We start from the raw sequence: 17,363 nt of genomic DNA on the forward strand, positions 1-17,363 counted from the left end.
CCGGTCAGTCCCGGGGCTCCACGCCCCAGTCGACCCGCCGTCCCTCCGAAGGCGCCGCGTACCGCGGCGCCTTCGCCTTGTCCCCGAGCACGAAGACGTCCTCGGCCCCGTCGAGGACCCCGCCGGACGGGTCGTCCGAGCCGTCGCGCCGTACGACGTCCCGCTCGGGGAGCAGGATGTCCCGTACGACGACCCCGCACAGGTAGAGCGTGGCCAGCAGGTGGATCGCGATGGCCAGCTGGTAGCCCTCCAGCGGCAGCCCCTGGTGCTTGTCCCCGCTGGTCGTGTAGGCGAGGTAGAACCAGATCCCCAGGAAGTAGGCGACCTCGCCGGCCTGCCAGATCAGGAAGTCGCGCCAGCGCGGCCGGGCCAGCGCCGCGAGCGGGACGAGCCACAGCACGTACTGCGGTGAGTAGACCTTGTTGGCCAGGATGAAGGCGGCAACGACCAGGAAGGCCAGCTGGGCGAAGCGGGGCCGCCGGGGGGCCGTCAGCGTCAGCACGCCGATGCCCAGGCACAGCAGCAGGGTCAGCCCGGTCGCGTAGGTGTTGGCCCCGTCCAGGGGGTTGCCGGAGCGCTGGGAGATCAGCAGCCAGACGGAGCCGAAGTCGATCGGCCGGTCCTGGCTGAAGACGTAGAACCGCTTCCAGCCGTCCCAGGCGTAGAGCATCACCGGCAGGTTGACCACGAGCCAGGAGACGACCGCGCCGCCGGCGGCGGCCCCGAAGGCCCGCCACTTCCCGGCCCGCCAGCACAGGACGAACAGCACGCCGAGCAGCAGCACGGGGTAGAGCTTGGCCGCGGTCGCCAGGCCGATGAGGACGCCGGCGGCCAGCGGGCGGCTCCGCGACCACATCAGCATCGCGGCGGCGGCGAGGGCGACGGCCGGGAGGTCCCAGTTGATGGTCGCGTTGAGCGCGAAGGCCGGGGCCAGGGCGAGGAGCAGGGCGTCCCACGGGCGGCGGCGGTGGGTCCGGGTCACGCAGACGGCGATGACGGCGGCGCAGGCCATCAGCATGCCCGCGTTGACCATCCAGTACATCTGCTCGCGGTGCTGGATGGCCCCGGACGAGGGGGTCAGCCAGGAGGCGGCCTGCATGAAGGCGCCGGTGAGGACCGGGTACTCCAGGTACTGCATGCCCCCGTACTTCGGGTCGACCGCCAGGTCCGGGAACTTGTCGCGGTAGGGCACGAGGCCGTCGGCGAAGCCCCGGGCGGAGTACAGGTGGGGGATGTCTGAGTAGCAGGCGTGCGTGTACTGCGAGCCCGCCCCCTGGAACCAGGCCCAGTCGTAGCACGGCAGCTTCTGCACCATGCCCAGCGCGAACATGCCGAGGGCCACGAGGACCACGACGCGGACGGGGGTCAGCCAGTGGCCGCCGGGCCGGACGTGCCGGCCGGCCGGCCCGCCGATGAGCTCGCTGCCGGCGGCGGCGACCTCGTCCTGCCCCGTGGGCGATACGGGCGGCCGGTCCTCGTGCACCTTGGTCATGGGCTCATCCTGCCGTACCGGCCCGGCCACGGGGGAGGGCCGCCGCACGGTGTGCGACGGCCCTCGGTGGTGCGGGCGGGGCGGGTCAGCCCTGGGTGCCCATGATGCTGCCCCAGTTGGTCGTACCGCCCTGGTTGCGGCCCGGGCGGCCGGTGGCGGGCGGGGAGGGCACGTCGGTGCTCCCGCCGGTGCCGCCGCCGGCTCCGGTGCTCGTACCGGCCGCGGTCTGCGGGTCGCACAGGTTCCACGGCTTGGGTTTGCACGGCTTCCCCTGCGAGGGGGAGGGCGACACGGACGTGGACGGCGAGGGCGACACGGACGTCGACGGCGAGGGCGACACGGACGCCGAGGCCGAGGGGCTCGGCGAGGGGGCGCCGGCGGCGTCGGCGACGACGCCGGTGTCCTCGGCCTCCGGGAAGTCCTTGACCGGGCTGCCCTTGAGGGCCTCGCGCATGTACTCGGTCCAGATCACGGCGGGGATGTCACCACCGTGGATGGAGTCGACACCGCCCACGTGGTTCATGGACATGAGCTTCTTGTCCTTGGAGTTCGGGTCGTTGCGGAAGAGGGTGACCGAGGTCGACAGCTCCGGGGTGTAGCCGACGAACCAGGCCGACTTGTTCTGGTCCGTGGTACCGGTCTTGCCCGCGGCGGGCCGGCCCAGCTTCTTCGCCTTGGTGCCGGTGCCGTTCTCCACGACGTTGCGCAGCACCTTGGTGATGTTGTCCGCGACCGAGTTGTCCATGGCCCGGGACTCCTTGGGGGCCTGGAACCCCGGCACCTCCTTGCCGTCCTTCTTGACCTGGAGCACGGAGAAGGGCTCGTGGTGCGTGCCGGACGCCGCGAAGGTGGCGTAGGAGTCGGCCATGCGGATCGCGCTGGGCGTCGAGGTGCCGAGGGCGAACGAGGCGTTGTTGTTCTCGTCCATCGACTCCTCCAGGATGCCGGTGGACTTCGCGACCTGGCGGACCTTGCTGTGGCCGACGTCGAAGACGAGCTGGGCGAAGGGGACGTTGATGGACTTCTCCATCGCCTCGTTCAGCGTCACGTAGCCGTACGGGTACTCGCTCTCGTTCTTCTGCTTGAACGGCTGGCCGTCGGGGCCGAGCAGCGGCTTGCCCGAGCGGTCGTTGATCACCGTGAGGTCGTTGGCGTTGTACTTGCTGGCGGCCGAGATGCCCGAGCCCTTGGAGTTCTGCGTGCCGTACTCCATGGCCGCCGCCAGCACGTACGGCTTCCAGGTCGAGCCGACCGGGACGCCGGAGGTGTTGGCGTTGTTGGCGAAGTACTTGTGGTCCCAGCCGGGCCCGCCGTACAGGGCGACGATCGCCCCGGTCTTCACGTCGACGGAGGCGGCCCCGAACTGCACGAAGGTGTCGTACTCGGGCCGCTTCTTCTCGTCGAGGAAGTCGTTGCGGGTGTCCTCGACCGCCTTGGACAGGGCGTCCACCCTGGGCTTCTGGAAGGTGGTCCGGATCGTGTAGCCGCCGAGGGCCATCCGCTCGGCGCTGATGTCGGCCGTCTTCATGACGTACGCCTTGGCCACCTCGACGAGGTAGCCGGTCTGGCCGGACATGCCGCTCGCCTGGGCGAGGTCGACCCGGGCGGGGAACTCCTTGTACTTGTCCCGCTCGGACTGCTCCATGCGGTGCACGGCGACCTCACGGTCGAGCACCCACGCCCAGCGGGCCCGGGCGCGCTTCTCGTTGGCCTCGGGAGTGGCCGCGGAGCCGACGCCGCCGTCGGGGTTGTAGAGGTTGGGGCCCTTGAGCAGGGAGGCGAGGAAGGCGCTCTCGGACGGGTTGAGGTCCTTGGCGTCCTTGCCGAAGTAGGCGCGGGCCGCGGCCTGGATGCCGTAGGCGTCACGGCCGAAGTAGGCGGTGTTCAGGTACCCCGCGAGGACCGTGTCCTTCTCCTCGGTGGCACCCAGTTTGATCGCGATGAAGAGCTCGGTGACCTTGCGCTTGAGCGTCTGCTCGGAGTCGAGGTAGGTGTTCTTGACGTACTGCTGAGTGATGGTGGAGCCACCCTGGGTCGAACCGCCCGTGGCCATGTTCACCACGGCGCGGGCGATACCCATGGGATCGACGCCTTTGTCCGTCTCGAAGGACTCGTTCTCGGCCGCGATCACCGCATTCCGCATGGAGATCGGAATCTGGTCGATCGGGACGATCTGGCGGTTCGTGGACCCGCCGGTGGCCACCATCTGGGTGCCGTCGGCCCACTGGAAGACGTTGTTCTGCGCCTTGGCCGCCTTGTTGGCGTCCGGGGTGCCGACCATGGCGATACCGACGCCGGCCCCGGCGATGATGAAGGCGAAGAAGCCGAGTACGGTACCGCCGACCAGCTTCCAGGAGGGCACGAACCGCTTCCAGCCGGCCTTCCCGGCACGGGGGTAGTCGATGAACCGCTTGCGACCGCCACCACCCTTCCCACCTGGGCGTCCTCGTCCGGCGGCGGGGCGCTGGGCGGCCCGGCGGGCGTCGGCGCGGCTGCCGTGGGCGCCGCGGTCCGCGGAGGGTCCGCCGGGCGGTGCGGCAGGGGTCTCCCGTCCGGGCGCGGAGCCCCGTCCGGGGCGCTGCGGGGCAGCGCGGCGTGACGCGGCGCGGCCGCCGCCTTCGGGCTGCGACGGTTTGCGGCGGTGCTCGCTCATCGAACGACTACTCCTCGGGCAGGCGAGTGGCCTGGAAGCGGCAGGTGATTCCGGTTCCCCCCGGTGGTCCTGCCGCACAGCCTACGCACGGTCAAAACCCAACCAGTGCCGAAGTTCACCCCAAATCAGGCAACTTGCGTCGTACGAATTGGTGATGTGACGCCGGTCACCATGTCTCGGCTTGTCGCCGGAAGCGGCCCGATCTATGGTCTGGATGTATCGAGCCGATACATCAGCTCGGCATAAAACTCAGAGGCAGGCGGAGAGGGGCAGGCGGATGAGCAGGCGCTCAGGCATCCTCGAGTTCGCCGTCCTCGGCCTGCTTCGCGAATCCCCCATGCACGGCTACGAGCTTCGCAAGCGGCTCAACACCTCGCTGGGGGTATTCAGGGCGTTCAGCTACGGGACTCTCTATCCCTGCCTCAAGACGCTGGTCGCCAACGGCTGGTTGATCGAAGAACCGGGAAACGCCCCGGAAGACGCTCTCGCCGCTTCACTCGCAGGGCGCCGCGCCAAGATCGTCTACCGGTTGACGGCAGCGGGTAAGGAGCACTTCGAAGAGCTCCTCTCCCACACCGGCCCCGACACCTGGGAGGACGAGTCCTTCGCCGCCCGCTTCGCCTTCTTCGGCCAGACCGAACGAGAAGTGCGGATGCGCGTGCTGGAGGGCCGTCGCAGCCGGCTGGAGGAGCGCCTGGAGAAGATGCGCGCCTCGCTCGCCCGCACACGGGAGCGCCTGGACGACTACACGCTCGAGCTGCAGCGGCACGGAATGGAATCCGTCGAGCGTGAAGTGCGCTGGCTGAACGAGCTCATCGAGAGCGAGAGGGCGGGACGGGACCAGAGACGACCCGGTCCGTCCGACGAAACAAAGTGAGACCTGCATCTCGCAGGCCTCGTTCCGAGAACAAACAGGGAGCAACCGGAATGGGTTCGGTTCGCGTAGCCATCGTCGGCGTGGGCAACTGCGCCGCCTCGCTGGTGCAGGGCGTCGAGTACTACAAGGACGCCGACCCGGCCAGCAAGGTCCCGGGTCTGATGCACGTCCAGTTCGGCGACTACCACGTCGGTGACGTCGAGTTCGTCGCCGCGTTCGACGTCGACGCGAAGAAGGTCGGCCTGGACCTCTCGGACGCCATCGGCGCCAGCGAGAACAACACCATCAAGATCTGCGACGTTCCGAACAAGGGCGTCACGGTCCAGCGCGGCCACACCCACGACGGTCTCGGCAAGTACTACCGCATGACGATCGAGGAGTCCTCCGAGGCCCCGGTCGACGTGGTCCAGGTCCTCAAGGACCGCCAGGTCGACGTCCTCGTCTGCTACCTCCCGGTCGGTTCCGAGGAAGCGGCGAAGTTCTACGCCCAGTGCGCCATCGACGCCAAGGTCGCGTTCGTCAACGCCCTCCCGGTCTTCATCGCCGGCACCAAGGAGTGGGCCGACAAGTTCACCGAGGCCGGTGTCCCGATCGTCGGCGACGACATCAAGTCGCAGGTCGGCGCGACCATCACGCACCGCGTGATGGCCAAGCTGTTCGAAGACCGCGGCGTCCGCCTCGAGCGCACCATGCAGCTCAACGTCGGCGGCAACATGGACTTCAAGAACATGCTCGAGCGCGACCGCCTCGAGTCGAAGAAGATCTCCAAGACCCAGGCCGTCACCTCGCAGATCCCCGACCGCGAGCTCGGCGAGAAGAACGTCCACATCGGCCCGTCCGACTACGTCGCGTGGCTCGACGACCGCAAGTGGGCCTACGTCCGCCTCGAGGGCCGCGCCTTCGGCGACGTCCCGCTGAACCTCGAGTACAAGCTCGAGGTGTGGGACTCCCCGAACTCCGCCGGTGTCATCATCGACGCCGTGCGCGCCGCGAAGATCGCCAAGGACCGCGGCATCGGCGGCCCGATCCTGTCGGCCTCCAGCTACTTCATGAAGTCCCCGCCGGTCCAGTACTTCGACGACGAGGCCCTGGCCAACGTCGAGAAGTTCATCAAGGGCGAGGTCGAGCGCTAGTCAGCGCCCCGGTCGGGTCCAGGGTCCCCCGGGACACCTGCACTTCGACGCTTCTTCCACCGAGGGTCTCCGGACTATGTGTCCGGAGACCCTCGGTGTATGTGACCCTTGCCCACATGCCTGTCGTACGTGATCTGCGCGTACTCCTGCGCCGGAGGGACTTCCGCAACCTGCTCGCCGTACGGCTGCTGTGCCAGGCGGCCGACGGGACGTACCAGGTCGCGCTGGCCACCTATGTGGTCTTCTCGCCGGAGAAGCAGACCTCGCCCGCCGCCATCGCCTCGGCCATGGCCGTACTCCTGCTGCCCTACTCCGCCATCGGCCCCTTCGCCGGGGTACTGCTGGACCGCTGGCGCCGCCGCCAGGTCTTCCTCTACGGCAACCTGCTCCGCGCGCTCCTCGCCTGCGTCACCGCCGTGCTGATCGTCGCGCACGTACCCGACTGGCTCTTCTACGCCTCGGCGCTGTCCGTGACCGCCGTCAACCGCTTCGTCCTCGCCGGTCTCGCCGCCTCCCTGCCCCATGTCGTGGAGGCCGAGCAACTGGTGACCGCCAACGCCCTCTCACCCACTGCCGGAACCCTCGCGGCCGTCGCCGGCGGCGGCCTGGCCTTCCTCGTACGGCTGCTGGCCTCGGGATCCAACGCCCTCGTCGTCCTGGTCGGCGCCGGCCTCTATCTGTGCGCGGGGCTGGTGGCCCTGCGGCTGGCCGCCGGCCTCCTGGGGCCCGATCACCCTCCCGGCGGGACCCGCCCGTCGGTCGCCGAAGGGGTCGTGCTCACCGTCCGGGGCATGGCCGAGGGGCTGCGGCACCTGGCCGAGCGACGGGAGGCCGCCCGGGCCCTCACCGCCATGACGCTGATGCGGTTCGCCTACGGGGCCCTGACCGTGATGCTGCTGATGCTCTGCCGCTACTCCTGGTCGGACGACGAGGCCGGCGGCCTGGCCCTGCTGGGGATCGCCGTCGGGGTCTCCGGAGCCGGGTTCTTCGCGGCCGCCGTGGTGACCCCCTGGCTCGTGGGCCGGCTCGGGCCCCTGGGCTGGATCACCGCCTGCGCGGCCGGAGCGGCCGTCCTCGTACCGGCCCTCGGCCTCTTCTTCGCCCCCGGTCCGATGCTCGTCACCGCCTTCGCCCTGGGCGTCGCCACCCAGGGGGCGAAGATCTCCACCGACACGGTGGTGCAGTCCCGGGTGGACGACGACTACCGGGGCCGGGTCTTCTCCGTCTACGACGTGCTGTTCAACGTGGCCTTCGTCGGGGCGGCCGCGGTCTCCTCGCTGATGCTCCCCGCCGACGGCCGGTCCGTGGCCCTGCTGATGACCACGGCCCTGATCTACGCCGGTGCGGCCGTGTTCCTGCGCCGCAGGAGTCGGCGGGAGCGATGTTTCACGTGAAACACGGGCACCGTTTCACGTGAAACATCGACGGGTCAGCCCTGGGAGGCCTGCTCGGCCCACCACTGCTTGAGGGCCGCCACCGCGGCCTCGCGCTCCATCGGGCCGTTCTCCAGCCGCTGCTCCAGCAGGAAGGCGTAGGCCTTGCCCACCGCCGGCCCCGGACCGATCTCCAGGACCTGCTGGATCTCGTTGCCGTTCAGGTCGGGGCGGATCGCGTCCAGCTCCTCCTGCTCCTGGAGCTGCGCGATCCGCTCCTCCAGGCCGTCGTAGGTCCGGGAGAGCGCGTTGGCCTTGCGCTTGTTGCGGGTGGTGCAGTCGGACCGGGTCAGCTTGTGCAGCCGGTCCAGGAGCGGACCCGCGTCGCGCACGTAGCGCCGCACCGCGGAGTCGGTCCACTCGCCGTCCCCGTAGCCGTGGAACCGCAGGTGCAGCTCCACCAGCCGGGACACGTCCTTGATCATGTCGTTCGAGTACTTCAGCGCCGTCATGCGCTTCTTGGTCATCTTCGCGCCCACCACCTCGTGATGGTGGAAGGAGACCCGGCCGTCGCTCTCGAAGCGGCGCGTACGCGGCTTGCCGATGTCGTGCAGCAGGGCCGCGAGCCGCAGGACCAGGTCCGGGCCGTCCTCCTCCAGCGCGATCGCCTGCTCCAGGACGATCAGCGAGTGGTCGTAGACGTCCTTGTGGCGGTGGTGCTCGTCACTCTCCAGCCGCAGCGCGGGCAGCTCCGGCAGGACCCGGTCGGCGAGACCGGTGTCGACCAGGAGCGCCAGACCCTTGCGCGGGTGGTCGGAGAGCAGCAGCTTGTTCAGCTCGGCCTGTACCCGCTCCGCCGAGACGATCTCGATTCGGTCGGCCATCGCCTTCATGGCCGCCACCACCTCGGGGGCGACCTCGAAGTCCAGCTGCGCGGCGAACCGGGCCGCGCGCAGCATGCGCAGCGGGTCGTCGGAGAAGGAGTCCTCCGGGGTTCCGGGCGTCCGCAGCACGCCGGCGGCCAGGTCCTCCAGACCGCCGTGCGGGTCGACGAACCGCTGCTCCGGCAGGGCCAGGGCCATGGCGTTGACGGTGAAGTCCCGGCGGACCAGGTCCTCCTCGATCGAGTCGCCGTAGGAGACCTCGGGCTTGCGGGAGGTGCGGTCGTACGCCTCGGAGCGGTACGTCGTGACCTCGATCTGGAAGTTCCGGGAAGCGTCCCCGACGCCGGCGGCCTTCTGGGCGCCGACCGTGCCGAAGGCGATGCCGACGTCCCAGACGGAGTCCGCCCACGGACGCATGATCTTCAGCACGTCCTGGGGACGCGCGTCGGTGGTGAAGTCGAGGTCGTTGCCGAGACGCCCGAGCAGCGCGTCGCGTACGGACCCGCCGACCAGGGCGAGGCGGAAGCCCGCCTCCTGGAACCGGCGGCCGAGCTCGTCGGCGACGGGTGCGACCCGCAGCAGTTCACTGACCGCGCGGCGCTGCACCTGACTCAGGGCACTGGGGTTGTCTTCATTGGCGTTCGGCACAACAGAAAAGGGTACGTGCCCCGCCCGCCGGGGGCCGCCCGGTTTCTCCCGGGCGGGACCGCGCCGGAGCCGGGAACCGGAACCGATCCGGAACGGATCTTGTGGAGCAAGGCGCGGCACTCGCGCACAGCGCGCCTCGTTACCATGCGTGGACGCAGAACCGACGACCACTGACACTTCGAGGGACTGGTGAGCGCGTGGCCGAGGCGGCAGAAATCCAGGGGGCGGCCTCCGTCCCTGCCCGGCGCCGATGGCTGCGGCGGGCGGTCGTCCTGCTGAGCGGGACGCCGGTACTGGCCGCTCTGATCTACGCCCCCGCCCCCGTGGCCCAGGCCGCCGAGTCCACCGTGGACGTCCAGCTGTCCGAGGTCTCGCCCAGTGCACCGGTCAAGAGCGACACGCTGACCATCCAGGGGACCGTGGTCAACAACGGCCGCGAGACGGTCAAGGGGGCCCACGTCGGACTGCGGGTCGGCCCCATGGTGGGCGACCGCTCGGCCATCGACGAGGTCGCGGACCGCAAGGGCTTCCGGCCGGGGGCGGACCCGGGCGAGATCGACCCGGCCTTCGCCGTGAAGATCGACTCCCTCCCCTCGAAGGTCGGCCAGCCCTTCACGATCAAGGTGCCGGTGAACAAGCTGGACCTGGGTGCCGACGGCGTCTACCAGCTGGGCGTCTCCGTCTCCGGGTCGACCGAGAGCCGCCCGTCCGAGCAGGTGCTCGGCATCCAGCGGACCTTCCTGCCCTGGCAGCCGGACCCGGCCGCCAAGCGGTCCTCCCTCACCTACGTGTGGCCGCTGATCTCCACGACCCGCGTCACCGCCGAGACCGGCTCGGACGAGGTCCAGACCCCCGTCTTCATGGACGACTCCCTCGCCGAGGAGCTGCGGCCGGGCGGCCGGCTGGAGCGGATGGTCTCGCTCGGCAAGGACCTGCCCGTCACCTGGGTCATCGACCCGGACCTGCTGGCCACCGTCGACGCGATGACCAAGGGCTACCGGGTGCGCGGCGCCGACGGCGCGAAGCCCGTCCAGGGCCGCAGCAAGGCCGTCGCCGAGCAGTGGCTGAGCTCCCTGGAGCAGGCCGTCCAGGGCAAGAAGGTCGTCGCCCTGCCGTTCGCGGACCCCGACATCGCCTCCCTCGCCCACCGCGGCAAGGACGTCTCCGGCACCCTGGGCCAGCTGCGGCCCGCCACAGACAAGGCGAAGCAGGCCGTCGAGACGGTGCTGCACGTGCCCGCCTCCACCGACTTCTCCTGGCCCGTCGACGGCGCGATCGACCCGTCGATCGTGAACGTCGCCACCTCAGCCGGCGCCCACAACGTCCTGACCCGCAGCGACAGCCTCCAGGAGACAGGCTCCCTCGGCTACACGCCGAGCGCCGCCCGCCCCATCGGCGCGGGCACCACCGCCGTGGTCGCCGACGCCTCCCTGTCCACGGCCTTCGAGGGCGACATGGCCAGCGCCGGGAACTCCACGCTCGCCGTGCAGCGGTTCCTCGCCCACAGCCTGGCGCTGAACCTGCAGAACGGCGACGAGCCGCGCAGCTACGTCGTCGCGCCCCAGCGCCGCCCCTCCGCCAGCCAGGCCGATTCGATGGCCATCGCCCTGCGCGGGCTCCAGGCGGCGCGCTGGACCCAGCCCTCCGACCTGGAGGCGGCCGCCGCCGCCAAGCCCGACCCCGGCGCCGCGACCCAGGTCCCCGGCGCGGGCCAGTACCCGGAAGCCCTGAGCAGGCAGGAGCTCCCGGTGTCGGCGTTCGAGAAGATCCGCACCACCCAGAGCACCCTGGACCACTTCAAGGTCATCCTCACGGCGCCGGACCGGGTCGAGATCCCCTTCGGCAACACCACCAACCGCGAGATGTCCACGTCCTGGCGCGGCCGCCCCGAGGAGGCCGACCGCTACCGCGACGAGGTGCAGTCCTACCTGGTGGGGCTGACCGACAAGGTCAAGGTCATCCCCAAGTCCGACGCCACCTTGTCCGGACATAGCGCGACGATCCCGGTCAGCGTCCAGAACAGCCTCGTCCAGGACGTACACAACCTGGTACTGAGGGTGAAGTCCGCCAACCCGACCCGTCTGATGGTCGGCGACGGCGGCGAATCGGAACAGGAAGTCACCGTTCAGGGCGGCCACAGCCAGACGGTAAAGTTCACCGCCAACGCCACCGCGAGTGGTCCGGTCGAGGTCACCGCACGCCTGTTCACGAAGGACGGCGTGCCGTACGGCAAGGAACGCAGGTTCACCGTCGAGGCCACCGAGATCACCCCCACCGTCATGCTCGTCATCGCGGGCGGCGTGCTCCTCCTCGTCCTGGCCGGCATCAAGATGTACGCCAGCCGCAAGCGGGTCGCCGCCCGGGCGGCCGCCGAGGAGAGCACGCAGCCGAGTGACGAGAGCACGGACACCGGACCGCAAAGCACAGAGGGGTCCGGAACGGGTGAGACAGTGGACCGTTGAGCGATGCCGTGGCCGGTCGGCCTGGGGACGATGAGGTGGGGTTGCGATGAACGCGCCGTACGACGGTGACCGCGCGCAGGGCGCTGGCGGGCCTGGGCCCTCCCAGGGCACTGCCCCCGGCACTCCGGTGCCCGGGCAGGTTCCGCCGCCCGCGCCCGCGCCGGACCACGACCCGTACGTCCAGGACGCCTACGACCGCGACCCGTACCGGTCGCAGGACCTGTCGGCCCAGGACCCGGTGGCCGAGGTCCTCTACGACCGGGCCTCGCACCCCCCGCCGCCGCCCGGCACCTTCCAGGAGCCCGGCCCGCTCTACGCGGCCCCGCAGGCGCCCTCGCACGGCCCCGACCCGCGCGTCTGGGCCCAGACCCCGCCGCCCGAGCCGGACGGCCCCTCCCGCCACCTGCCCTACGGCGACCACGCGGCGACCACGCAGTTCGTCGGGGTGGACTCGCTCGTGACGGCCGCCTCGGACGAGCAGCCCGAGCCCGACGCCTTCACCCACCTCTACCGCGACCAGCAGGCGGCCCCCGGCGCTCCGGCCGAGGAGGCCCCCGTCGCCGCGCCGGCCCCGAGCAAGCCCGCCGGCAAGGCGGCCAGCCTGCTCAAGTCCAGCGCGCTGATGGCGGCGGGCACGATCGTCTCCCGCATCACCGGCTTCGCCCGCACCCTGGTCATCGCGGGTGCCATCGGCGTCGCCACCCTCAACGACTCCTACCAGGTCGCCAACACCCTGCCGACGATGATCTACGTCCTCGTCGGCGGCGGCGCCCTGAACGCGGTCTTCATCCCGCAGCTCGTCCGCGCCATGAAGAACGACGACGACGGCGGCGAGGCCTACGCCAACCGCCTGCTCACCCTCGTCATCACGCTCCTGGGCGCGGTGACCACCGTCTGCGTCCTCGCCGCCCCGCTCTTCATCCGCATGATGTCCCCGACGATCGCCGGCGATCCGAAGCGCCTCGACGTCGCGGTGGCGTTCGCCCACTACTGCCTGCCCACGATGTTCTTCATGGGCGTCCACGTGGTGCTCGGTCAGATCCTCAACGCCCGGGGCCGGTTCGGCGCGATGATGTGGACCCCGGTCCTCAACAACATCGTCGTCATCGCCACGTTCGGCGCCTTCATCTGGGCCTTCGGCGGCTTCACCGCCTCCGGGGTCTCGGAGGCGACCATCACCCCCGAGGGCGTCCGCCTCCTGGGCATCGGCACCCTGCTCGGCCTCGCCGTCCAGTCCCTCGCGATGCTGCCCTACCTGCGCGACGCCGGCTTCAAGCCGCGCCTGCGCTTCGACTGGAAGGGCCACGGCCTCGGGAAGGCGGCCGGGCTGGCCAAGTGGACGTTCTTCTTCGTCCTCGCCAACCAGATCGGCCTCGTCGTCGTCACCCAGCTGGCCACCGCGGCCGGCACCGCCGCCGAGAAGGCCGGCCACGGCGGTACCGGCATCACCGCCTACAACTACGCCCTGCTGCTGTGGCAGATGCCGCAGGCCATCATCACCGTCTCCGTCATGACGGCCGTCCTGCCGCGCATCTCCCGCTCCGCCCACGACGGCGACGCCGCCGCCGTCCGCGACGACATCTCCTACGGCCTGCGCACCTCGGCCGTCGCCATCGTGCCCTGCGCCTTCGCCTTCCTCGCGCTCGGCGTCCCGATGGCCACCCTGCTCTACGCCAGCGCCGGCAAGGACGCCGTCAACATCGGTTACGTCCTGATGGCCTTCGGCCTCGGCCTGATCCCGTACTCGGTCCAGTACGTGGTCCTGCGCGGGTTCTACGCCTACGAGGACACCCGGACCCCCTTCTACAACACGGTCATCGTCGCGGCGGTCAACGCCGGCGTCTCGGCCCTCGCCTACTTCGTCCTGCCCGCGCGCTGGGCGGTCGTCGGCATGGCCGCCGCCTACGGCCTCGGTTACGTGGTCGGCGTCGGCGTGGCCTGGCGCCGCCTCAAGTCCCGTCTCGGCGGCGACCTCGACGGCGCCCACGTGATGCGCACCTACACCCGCCTGATCGGCGCGTGCGTCCCGGCCGCCGCGGCCGGCGGCGCCGCCGCCTACGGGGTCATGCACGTCCTGGGCAGCGGGGCCCTCGGCTCCCTCGCGGCCCTCGTCGCCGGCGGCATCGTGCTGGGGGCCGTGTTCCTCATCGCCGCCAAGCGCATGCGGATCGAAGAGCTCAACTCCATGGTCGGAATGGTCCGCGGCCGACTGGGACGCTGATGCGCACAACCGTCGGGCCCCATCGCGTGTCGTGCATAGCGCCGGACTGTGGGCACAATTGGCATGGCTTCGCAGACTGGCCGACAGCGCGCAACGGATGGGGAGGCAGGGACGACGGTGGCGGAACGTAGCACAGCTGCCGTCGACGTGGCCGACAACAGCGGCGACCAGCCGCTGGCCGCAGATGCGGCCAAGGCCACGGCCGACGGGGTGGACACCCAGAACGGACGAGCCGCGGACGAGCCCATGCCCGAGAAGGACGGCGAACGCAGAAGCGCGGCACCCGCGGCCGCGCCCGAACTCCACAGCGGCCACAAGCTCGCGCGGCGCTACCGCCTCGAGGAGTGCGTCACCCGTCTGGACGGATTCAGCAGCTGGCGTGCCATGGACGAGAAGCTGCGCCGGGCCGTCGGGGTCCACCTGCTTCCCGCCGACCACCCCCGGGCCCGCACCGTCCTGGCGGCGGCCCGCTCCTCCGCGCTGCTCGGCGACCCCCGCTTCGTCCAGGTCCTCGACGCCGTCGAGGAGAACGACCTCGTCTACGTCGTCCACGAGTGGCTGCCCGACGCCACCGAACTCACCGCCGTCCTCGCCGACGGCACGCTGGAGCCCCACGAGGCCTACCAGCTGGTCAGCCAGGTCTCCCAGGCTATGGCCGCAGCCCACCGCGAGGGCCTGGCCCACCTGCGCCTGACGCCGAGCGCGATACTCCGTACCTCCACCGGCCAGTACCGCATCCGCGGCCTCGCCGTGAACGCCGCCCTGCGCGGCATCACCAGCGACACCCCGCAGCGGGCCGACACCGAGGCCATCGGCGCGCTGCTGTACGCCGCCCTCACCCAGCGCTGGCCGTACGAGAACGACGCCTACGGCCTGCGCGGCCTGCCCAAGGGCGTCGGCCTGCTCGCCCCCGACCAGGTCCGGGCCGGCGTCCACCGGGGTCTCGGCGAGCTCGCCATGCGCGCCCTCGCCAACGACGGGGCCACCGCGTCCCGCCAGGAGCCCGCCTGCACCACCCCGGAGGAGCTGGCCAAGGCCGTCGCCGCGATGCCCCGCATCCGGCCGCCGGAGCCCGCCTTCACGGCTCCGCCGGAGTACCAGCACACCACCTACCAGCAGGGCAGCTACGGCCGGCCGGCTCCCGTCGGCATGCCGACGACGAAGATCGCCGCACCCGTCCCCCCGCCGCCCCCGCTGCAGAGCCGTACCGGCCGTGCCCTCAAGTGGGGCGTCGCCGCCCTGCTGATCGCCGCCCTGGGCCTGGGCAGCTGGCAGCTGGCCGACGCCCTCCTGGACCACGGCAAGCAGAACAACAGCGAGACCACCCAGCCCCAGCAGCAGGGCCCCGCCCCGGAGAAGAAGGCTCCTGCCTCCGCCCTCCCCATCAAGGACGCGAAGGAATACGCCCCCGACGGCACCCCGCAGAACGCCGCCGACGTCGGCAAGACCTACGACGGGGACACCTCCAGCTACTGGCGGACCAAGAGCTTCTCCGACGGCCCGAAGATCGTGATCAAGCCCGGCGTCGGAATCATCTACGACCTCGGCTCCGAGCAGGAGGTCAGCGAGGCCTCGATAGGGCTCAGGCACGGGGGCGACCACACCACGCTGACGCTCTACGCCGTCGACTCGACGTCGCCGTCGCTCAAGAACGCCACCGACTCGAAGAAGAAGATCGCGGGCACGACCACCAAGGACAACAGCGCCAAGCTGAGCACGGACAAGCCGGTCAAAACCCGCTACGTGCTGCTGTGGATCACCGAGATGCCCTACGCGGGCTACGACGACTACAGCGGCGCCGGCTACAAGCAGGGCATCACGGACGTGAAGTTCAAGGGCTGACGCACGGCAGGGGAGGGGCTCACCGTTGGACGAAGCCGCAGCCGGCGACCGCAGCGACCAGGAACTCCTGGCCCTGCACGTCGCCGGGGACCCGGAGGCCTTCGGCGAGCTGGTGCGGCGGCACCGCGACCGGCTGTGGGCCGTCGCACTGCGGACCCTCGGCGACCGGGAGGAGGCGGCCGACGCCGTCCAGGACGCCCTGGTCTCCGCCTACCGGGCCGCCCACACCTTCCGCGGGGACTCCGCGGTGACCACCTGGCTGCACCGGATCACCGTCAACGCCTGCCTGGACCGTGCCCGCAAGGCCGCCTCCCGCCGGACCGCGCCCCTCGACGACACGGACCGCCTGGAACGCCTCCTGGAGCCCCACGAGTCCGCCGAGGCCCCCGCGGAACGCCGGGACCTCCACCGCCAGCTCCTGGCCGCCCTCGCCACCCTCCCCGCCGACCAGCGGGCCGCCCTCGTCCTCGTCGACATGCAGGGGTACCCCGTCGCCGAAGCCGCCGCCGTGCTCGACGTACCCGTCGGGACCGTGAAGAGCCGGTGCGCCCGCGGCCGGGCCAAACTCCTCCCGCTCCTCACTCATCTGCGCACGAATGCCGGGGATAACACCGCCACCGAGCGGGGAAGGAACCGGACGCCGGGGGCACCCGTCCCATCTGCGGCAGACCCCAGGCATCCAGAACCAGACCCAGACCCTGTGAAGGGCGGAGGTGGACGACCGTGACCCCCACGACCGGAACTGCCGGCACGATCCGGCACCCGGAGGTCTCGGAGATCTCCGACCTGACCGAAGGGCTCCTGTCCCCCTCCCGCGCCGCCGAGGTCCGCCGCCATCTCGCGGACTGCGCCCTGTGCGCCGACGTCCTCGCCTCCCTGGAGGAGATCCGCTCCCTGCTGGGCACCCTGCCCGGACCGCCGCGGATGCCCTCAGACATCGCCGGGCGCATCGACGCGGCCCTCGCCGCCGAGGCGCTGCTCGACTCCACCGCCTCCCGGGCCGAGGCCCTGCCCGCTCCCGGGCCGCGCGCCACGGCGGACGTTCCTCCTGCCGCCGCCGGGGGCGCCCCCGACGGGACCGTCCCGGTCCGGGCCGGGCGCCGGCCCGCCGGTCACCCGTCCGGCGCAACCGGCCCCGGCCGTCGCCGCGCCCGCCGCCGGATCGCCGTCCTCACCGGCCTCGCCGGGGCGGCCGCCTGCGTCCTCGGCGTCCTCCTCTTCAACGGACTGACCGGACCCGGCGCCCACGACACCACGACGAGCAGCAACACCGTCCGGGCCGCCGGCTCCGCCGCCCCCGGCGAGTACACCGCTCAGGGGCTCCAGCAGAACGTCCGCCGGCTGCTGGCCGCCGGGCCCGCCGCGAACACCCCCAAGACCACGCCCGGGGACTCGAACCGGACCATGGAGCTGGAGAACGCCTCCCCCGGTCTGGCCCCCGCCGAGCGGCCTGGCTCGCCCGAGCCGGCCCCGGCCTCCGTGCCCCCCTGCGTGCAGCGGGCCACGGGCCGCACCGAGACCCCCCTCGCCGCGGAACCGGGCCGCTACGAGGGCACGCCCGTCTATCTCGTCGTCCTGCCGCACGCGGAGGACCCCGCACTGGTGGACGCCTACCTCGTGGCCTCCGGCTGCACGGACAGCCCTTCCGGAACCCCGGGAAAGCCCCTCGTCACCCGGACGTATCCGCGCGGCTGAAGGAAGGCGGGTGCGTCTCCCGGCACATTCGGAGGCAGAGGGTGACGGCCGGGGAATGCGGGCGCCGTAGGATCCGTTGGGTG

The 17,363-nt window shown here is 71.2% G+C and carries 11 protein-coding genes; 8 read left to right on the forward strand and 3 right to left on the reverse strand.

Features of this window, described 5'->3' with window-relative positions:
- Window positions 1–4: 4 nt before the first annotated feature.
- The gene (locus ABT403_RS04965) at window positions 5–1,492 is read right to left on the reverse strand and encodes a glycosyltransferase family 87 protein (RefSeq protein WP_344160362.1); all 1,488 of its coding nucleotides are present in this window, start codon (window positions 1,490–1,492) and stop codon (window positions 5–7) included.
- A gap of 85 nt (window positions 1,493–1,577) precedes the next feature.
- Window positions 1,578–4,145 carry a transglycosylase domain-containing protein gene (locus ABT403_RS04970; protein ID WP_344160359.1) on the reverse strand — a complete coding sequence of 856 codons (2,568 nt, stop codon included), beginning with the start codon at window positions 4,143–4,145 and terminating at the stop codon, window positions 1,578–1,580.
- A gap of 277 nt (window positions 4,146–4,422) precedes the next feature.
- On the opposite strand from ABT403_RS04970, the gene ABT403_RS04975 reads away from it, so the two are divergent.
- The 3 genes from ABT403_RS04975 (at window position 4,423) to ABT403_RS04985 (ending at window position 7,549) form a co-directional block, all read left to right on the forward strand.
- Window positions 4,423–5,022 (forward strand): PadR family transcriptional regulator, encoded by a 600-nt coding sequence (locus ABT403_RS04975; RefSeq protein ID WP_344160356.1) that lies wholly within the window; start codon window positions 4,423–4,425, stop codon window positions 5,020–5,022.
- Between the two features lie 50 nt (window positions 5,023–5,072).
- Window positions 5,073–6,155, forward strand: coding sequence for an inositol-3-phosphate synthase (locus ABT403_RS04980; RefSeq protein ID WP_344160352.1), 1,083 nt, complete (start codon window positions 5,073–5,075; stop codon window positions 6,153–6,155).
- Window positions 6,156–6,271: 116 nt separating this feature from the next.
- Window positions 6,272–7,549 carry an MFS transporter gene (locus tag ABT403_RS04985; RefSeq protein WP_344160349.1) on the forward strand — a complete coding sequence of 426 codons (1,278 nt, stop codon included), beginning with the start codon at window positions 6,272–6,274 and terminating at the stop codon, window positions 7,547–7,549.
- 35 nt (window positions 7,550–7,584) lie between these two features.
- On the opposite strand, the gene ABT403_RS04990 is transcribed toward ABT403_RS04985, so the two are convergent.
- On the reverse strand, window positions 7,585–9,060 hold the full coding sequence (locus ABT403_RS04990) for a CCA tRNA nucleotidyltransferase (protein WP_344160346.1): 1,476 nt from the start codon (window positions 9,058–9,060) through the stop codon (window positions 7,585–7,587).
- Between the two features lie 197 nt (window positions 9,061–9,257).
- On the opposite strand from ABT403_RS04990, the gene ABT403_RS04995 reads away from it, so the two are divergent.
- The 5 genes from ABT403_RS04995 (at window position 9,258) to ABT403_RS05015 (ending at window position 17,280) form a co-directional block, all read left to right on the forward strand.
- Entirely contained in the window at window positions 9,258–11,522 is a 2,265-nt protein-coding gene (locus tag ABT403_RS04995) for a DUF6049 family protein (protein WP_344160343.1), read from the forward strand.
- Between the two features lie 46 nt (window positions 11,523–11,568).
- Window positions 11,569–13,743 (forward strand): murein biosynthesis integral membrane protein MurJ, encoded by a 2,175-nt coding sequence (gene murJ, locus ABT403_RS05000; RefSeq protein ID WP_344160340.1) that lies wholly within the window; start codon window positions 11,569–11,571, stop codon window positions 13,741–13,743.
- A gap of 117 nt (window positions 13,744–13,860) precedes the next feature.
- Entirely contained in the window at window positions 13,861–15,585 is a 1,725-nt protein-coding gene (locus ABT403_RS05005) for a protein kinase family protein (RefSeq protein WP_344160337.1), read from the forward strand.
- Between the two features lie 25 nt (window positions 15,586–15,610).
- On the forward strand, window positions 15,611–16,312 hold the full coding sequence (gene sigM, locus ABT403_RS05010) for an RNA polymerase sigma factor SigM (RefSeq protein ID WP_344160334.1): 702 nt from the start codon (window positions 15,611–15,613) through the stop codon (window positions 16,310–16,312).
- Complete coding sequence (locus tag ABT403_RS05015; protein ID WP_344160332.1) at window positions 16,309–17,280, forward strand: RsmA family anti-sigma factor; 972 nt, start codon at window positions 16,309–16,311, stop codon at window positions 17,278–17,280. The genes sigM and ABT403_RS05015 overlap by 4 nt, the downstream gene beginning before the upstream one ends.
- The last annotated feature ends 83 nt before the right edge of the window (window positions 17,281–17,363 follow it).

The sequence above is a fragment of the Streptomyces sp. NPDC000075 genome (genome assembly GCF_040301925.1).
Taxonomy (GTDB): Bacteria; Actinomycetota; Actinomycetes; order Streptomycetales; family Streptomycetaceae; genus Streptomyces; species Streptomyces polychromogenes.

What these genes read in the sequence shown, in the direction of transcription:
- ABT403_RS04965 (WP_344160362.1), bottom strand. Translation starts at nt 1,492, where the DNA reads ATGACCAAGGTGCACGAGGACCGGCCGCCCGTATCGCCCACGGGGCAG.
- ABT403_RS04970 (WP_344160359.1), bottom strand. Translation starts at nt 4,145, where the DNA reads ATGAGCGAGCACCGCCGCAAACCGTCGCAGCCCGAAGGCGGCGGCCGC.
- ABT403_RS04975 (WP_344160356.1), top strand. Translation starts at nt 4,423, where the DNA reads ATGAGCAGGCGCTCAGGCATCCTCGAGTTCGCCGTCCTCGGCCTGCTT.
- ABT403_RS04980 (WP_344160352.1), top strand. Translation starts at nt 5,073, where the DNA reads ATGGGTTCGGTTCGCGTAGCCATCGTCGGCGTGGGCAACTGCGCCGCC.
- ABT403_RS04985 (WP_344160349.1), top strand. Translation starts at nt 6,272, where the DNA reads ATGCCTGTCGTACGTGATCTGCGCGTACTCCTGCGCCGGAGGGACTTC.
- murJ (WP_344160340.1), top strand. Translation starts at nt 11,569, where the DNA reads ATGAACGCGCCGTACGACGGTGACCGCGCGCAGGGCGCTGGCGGGCCT.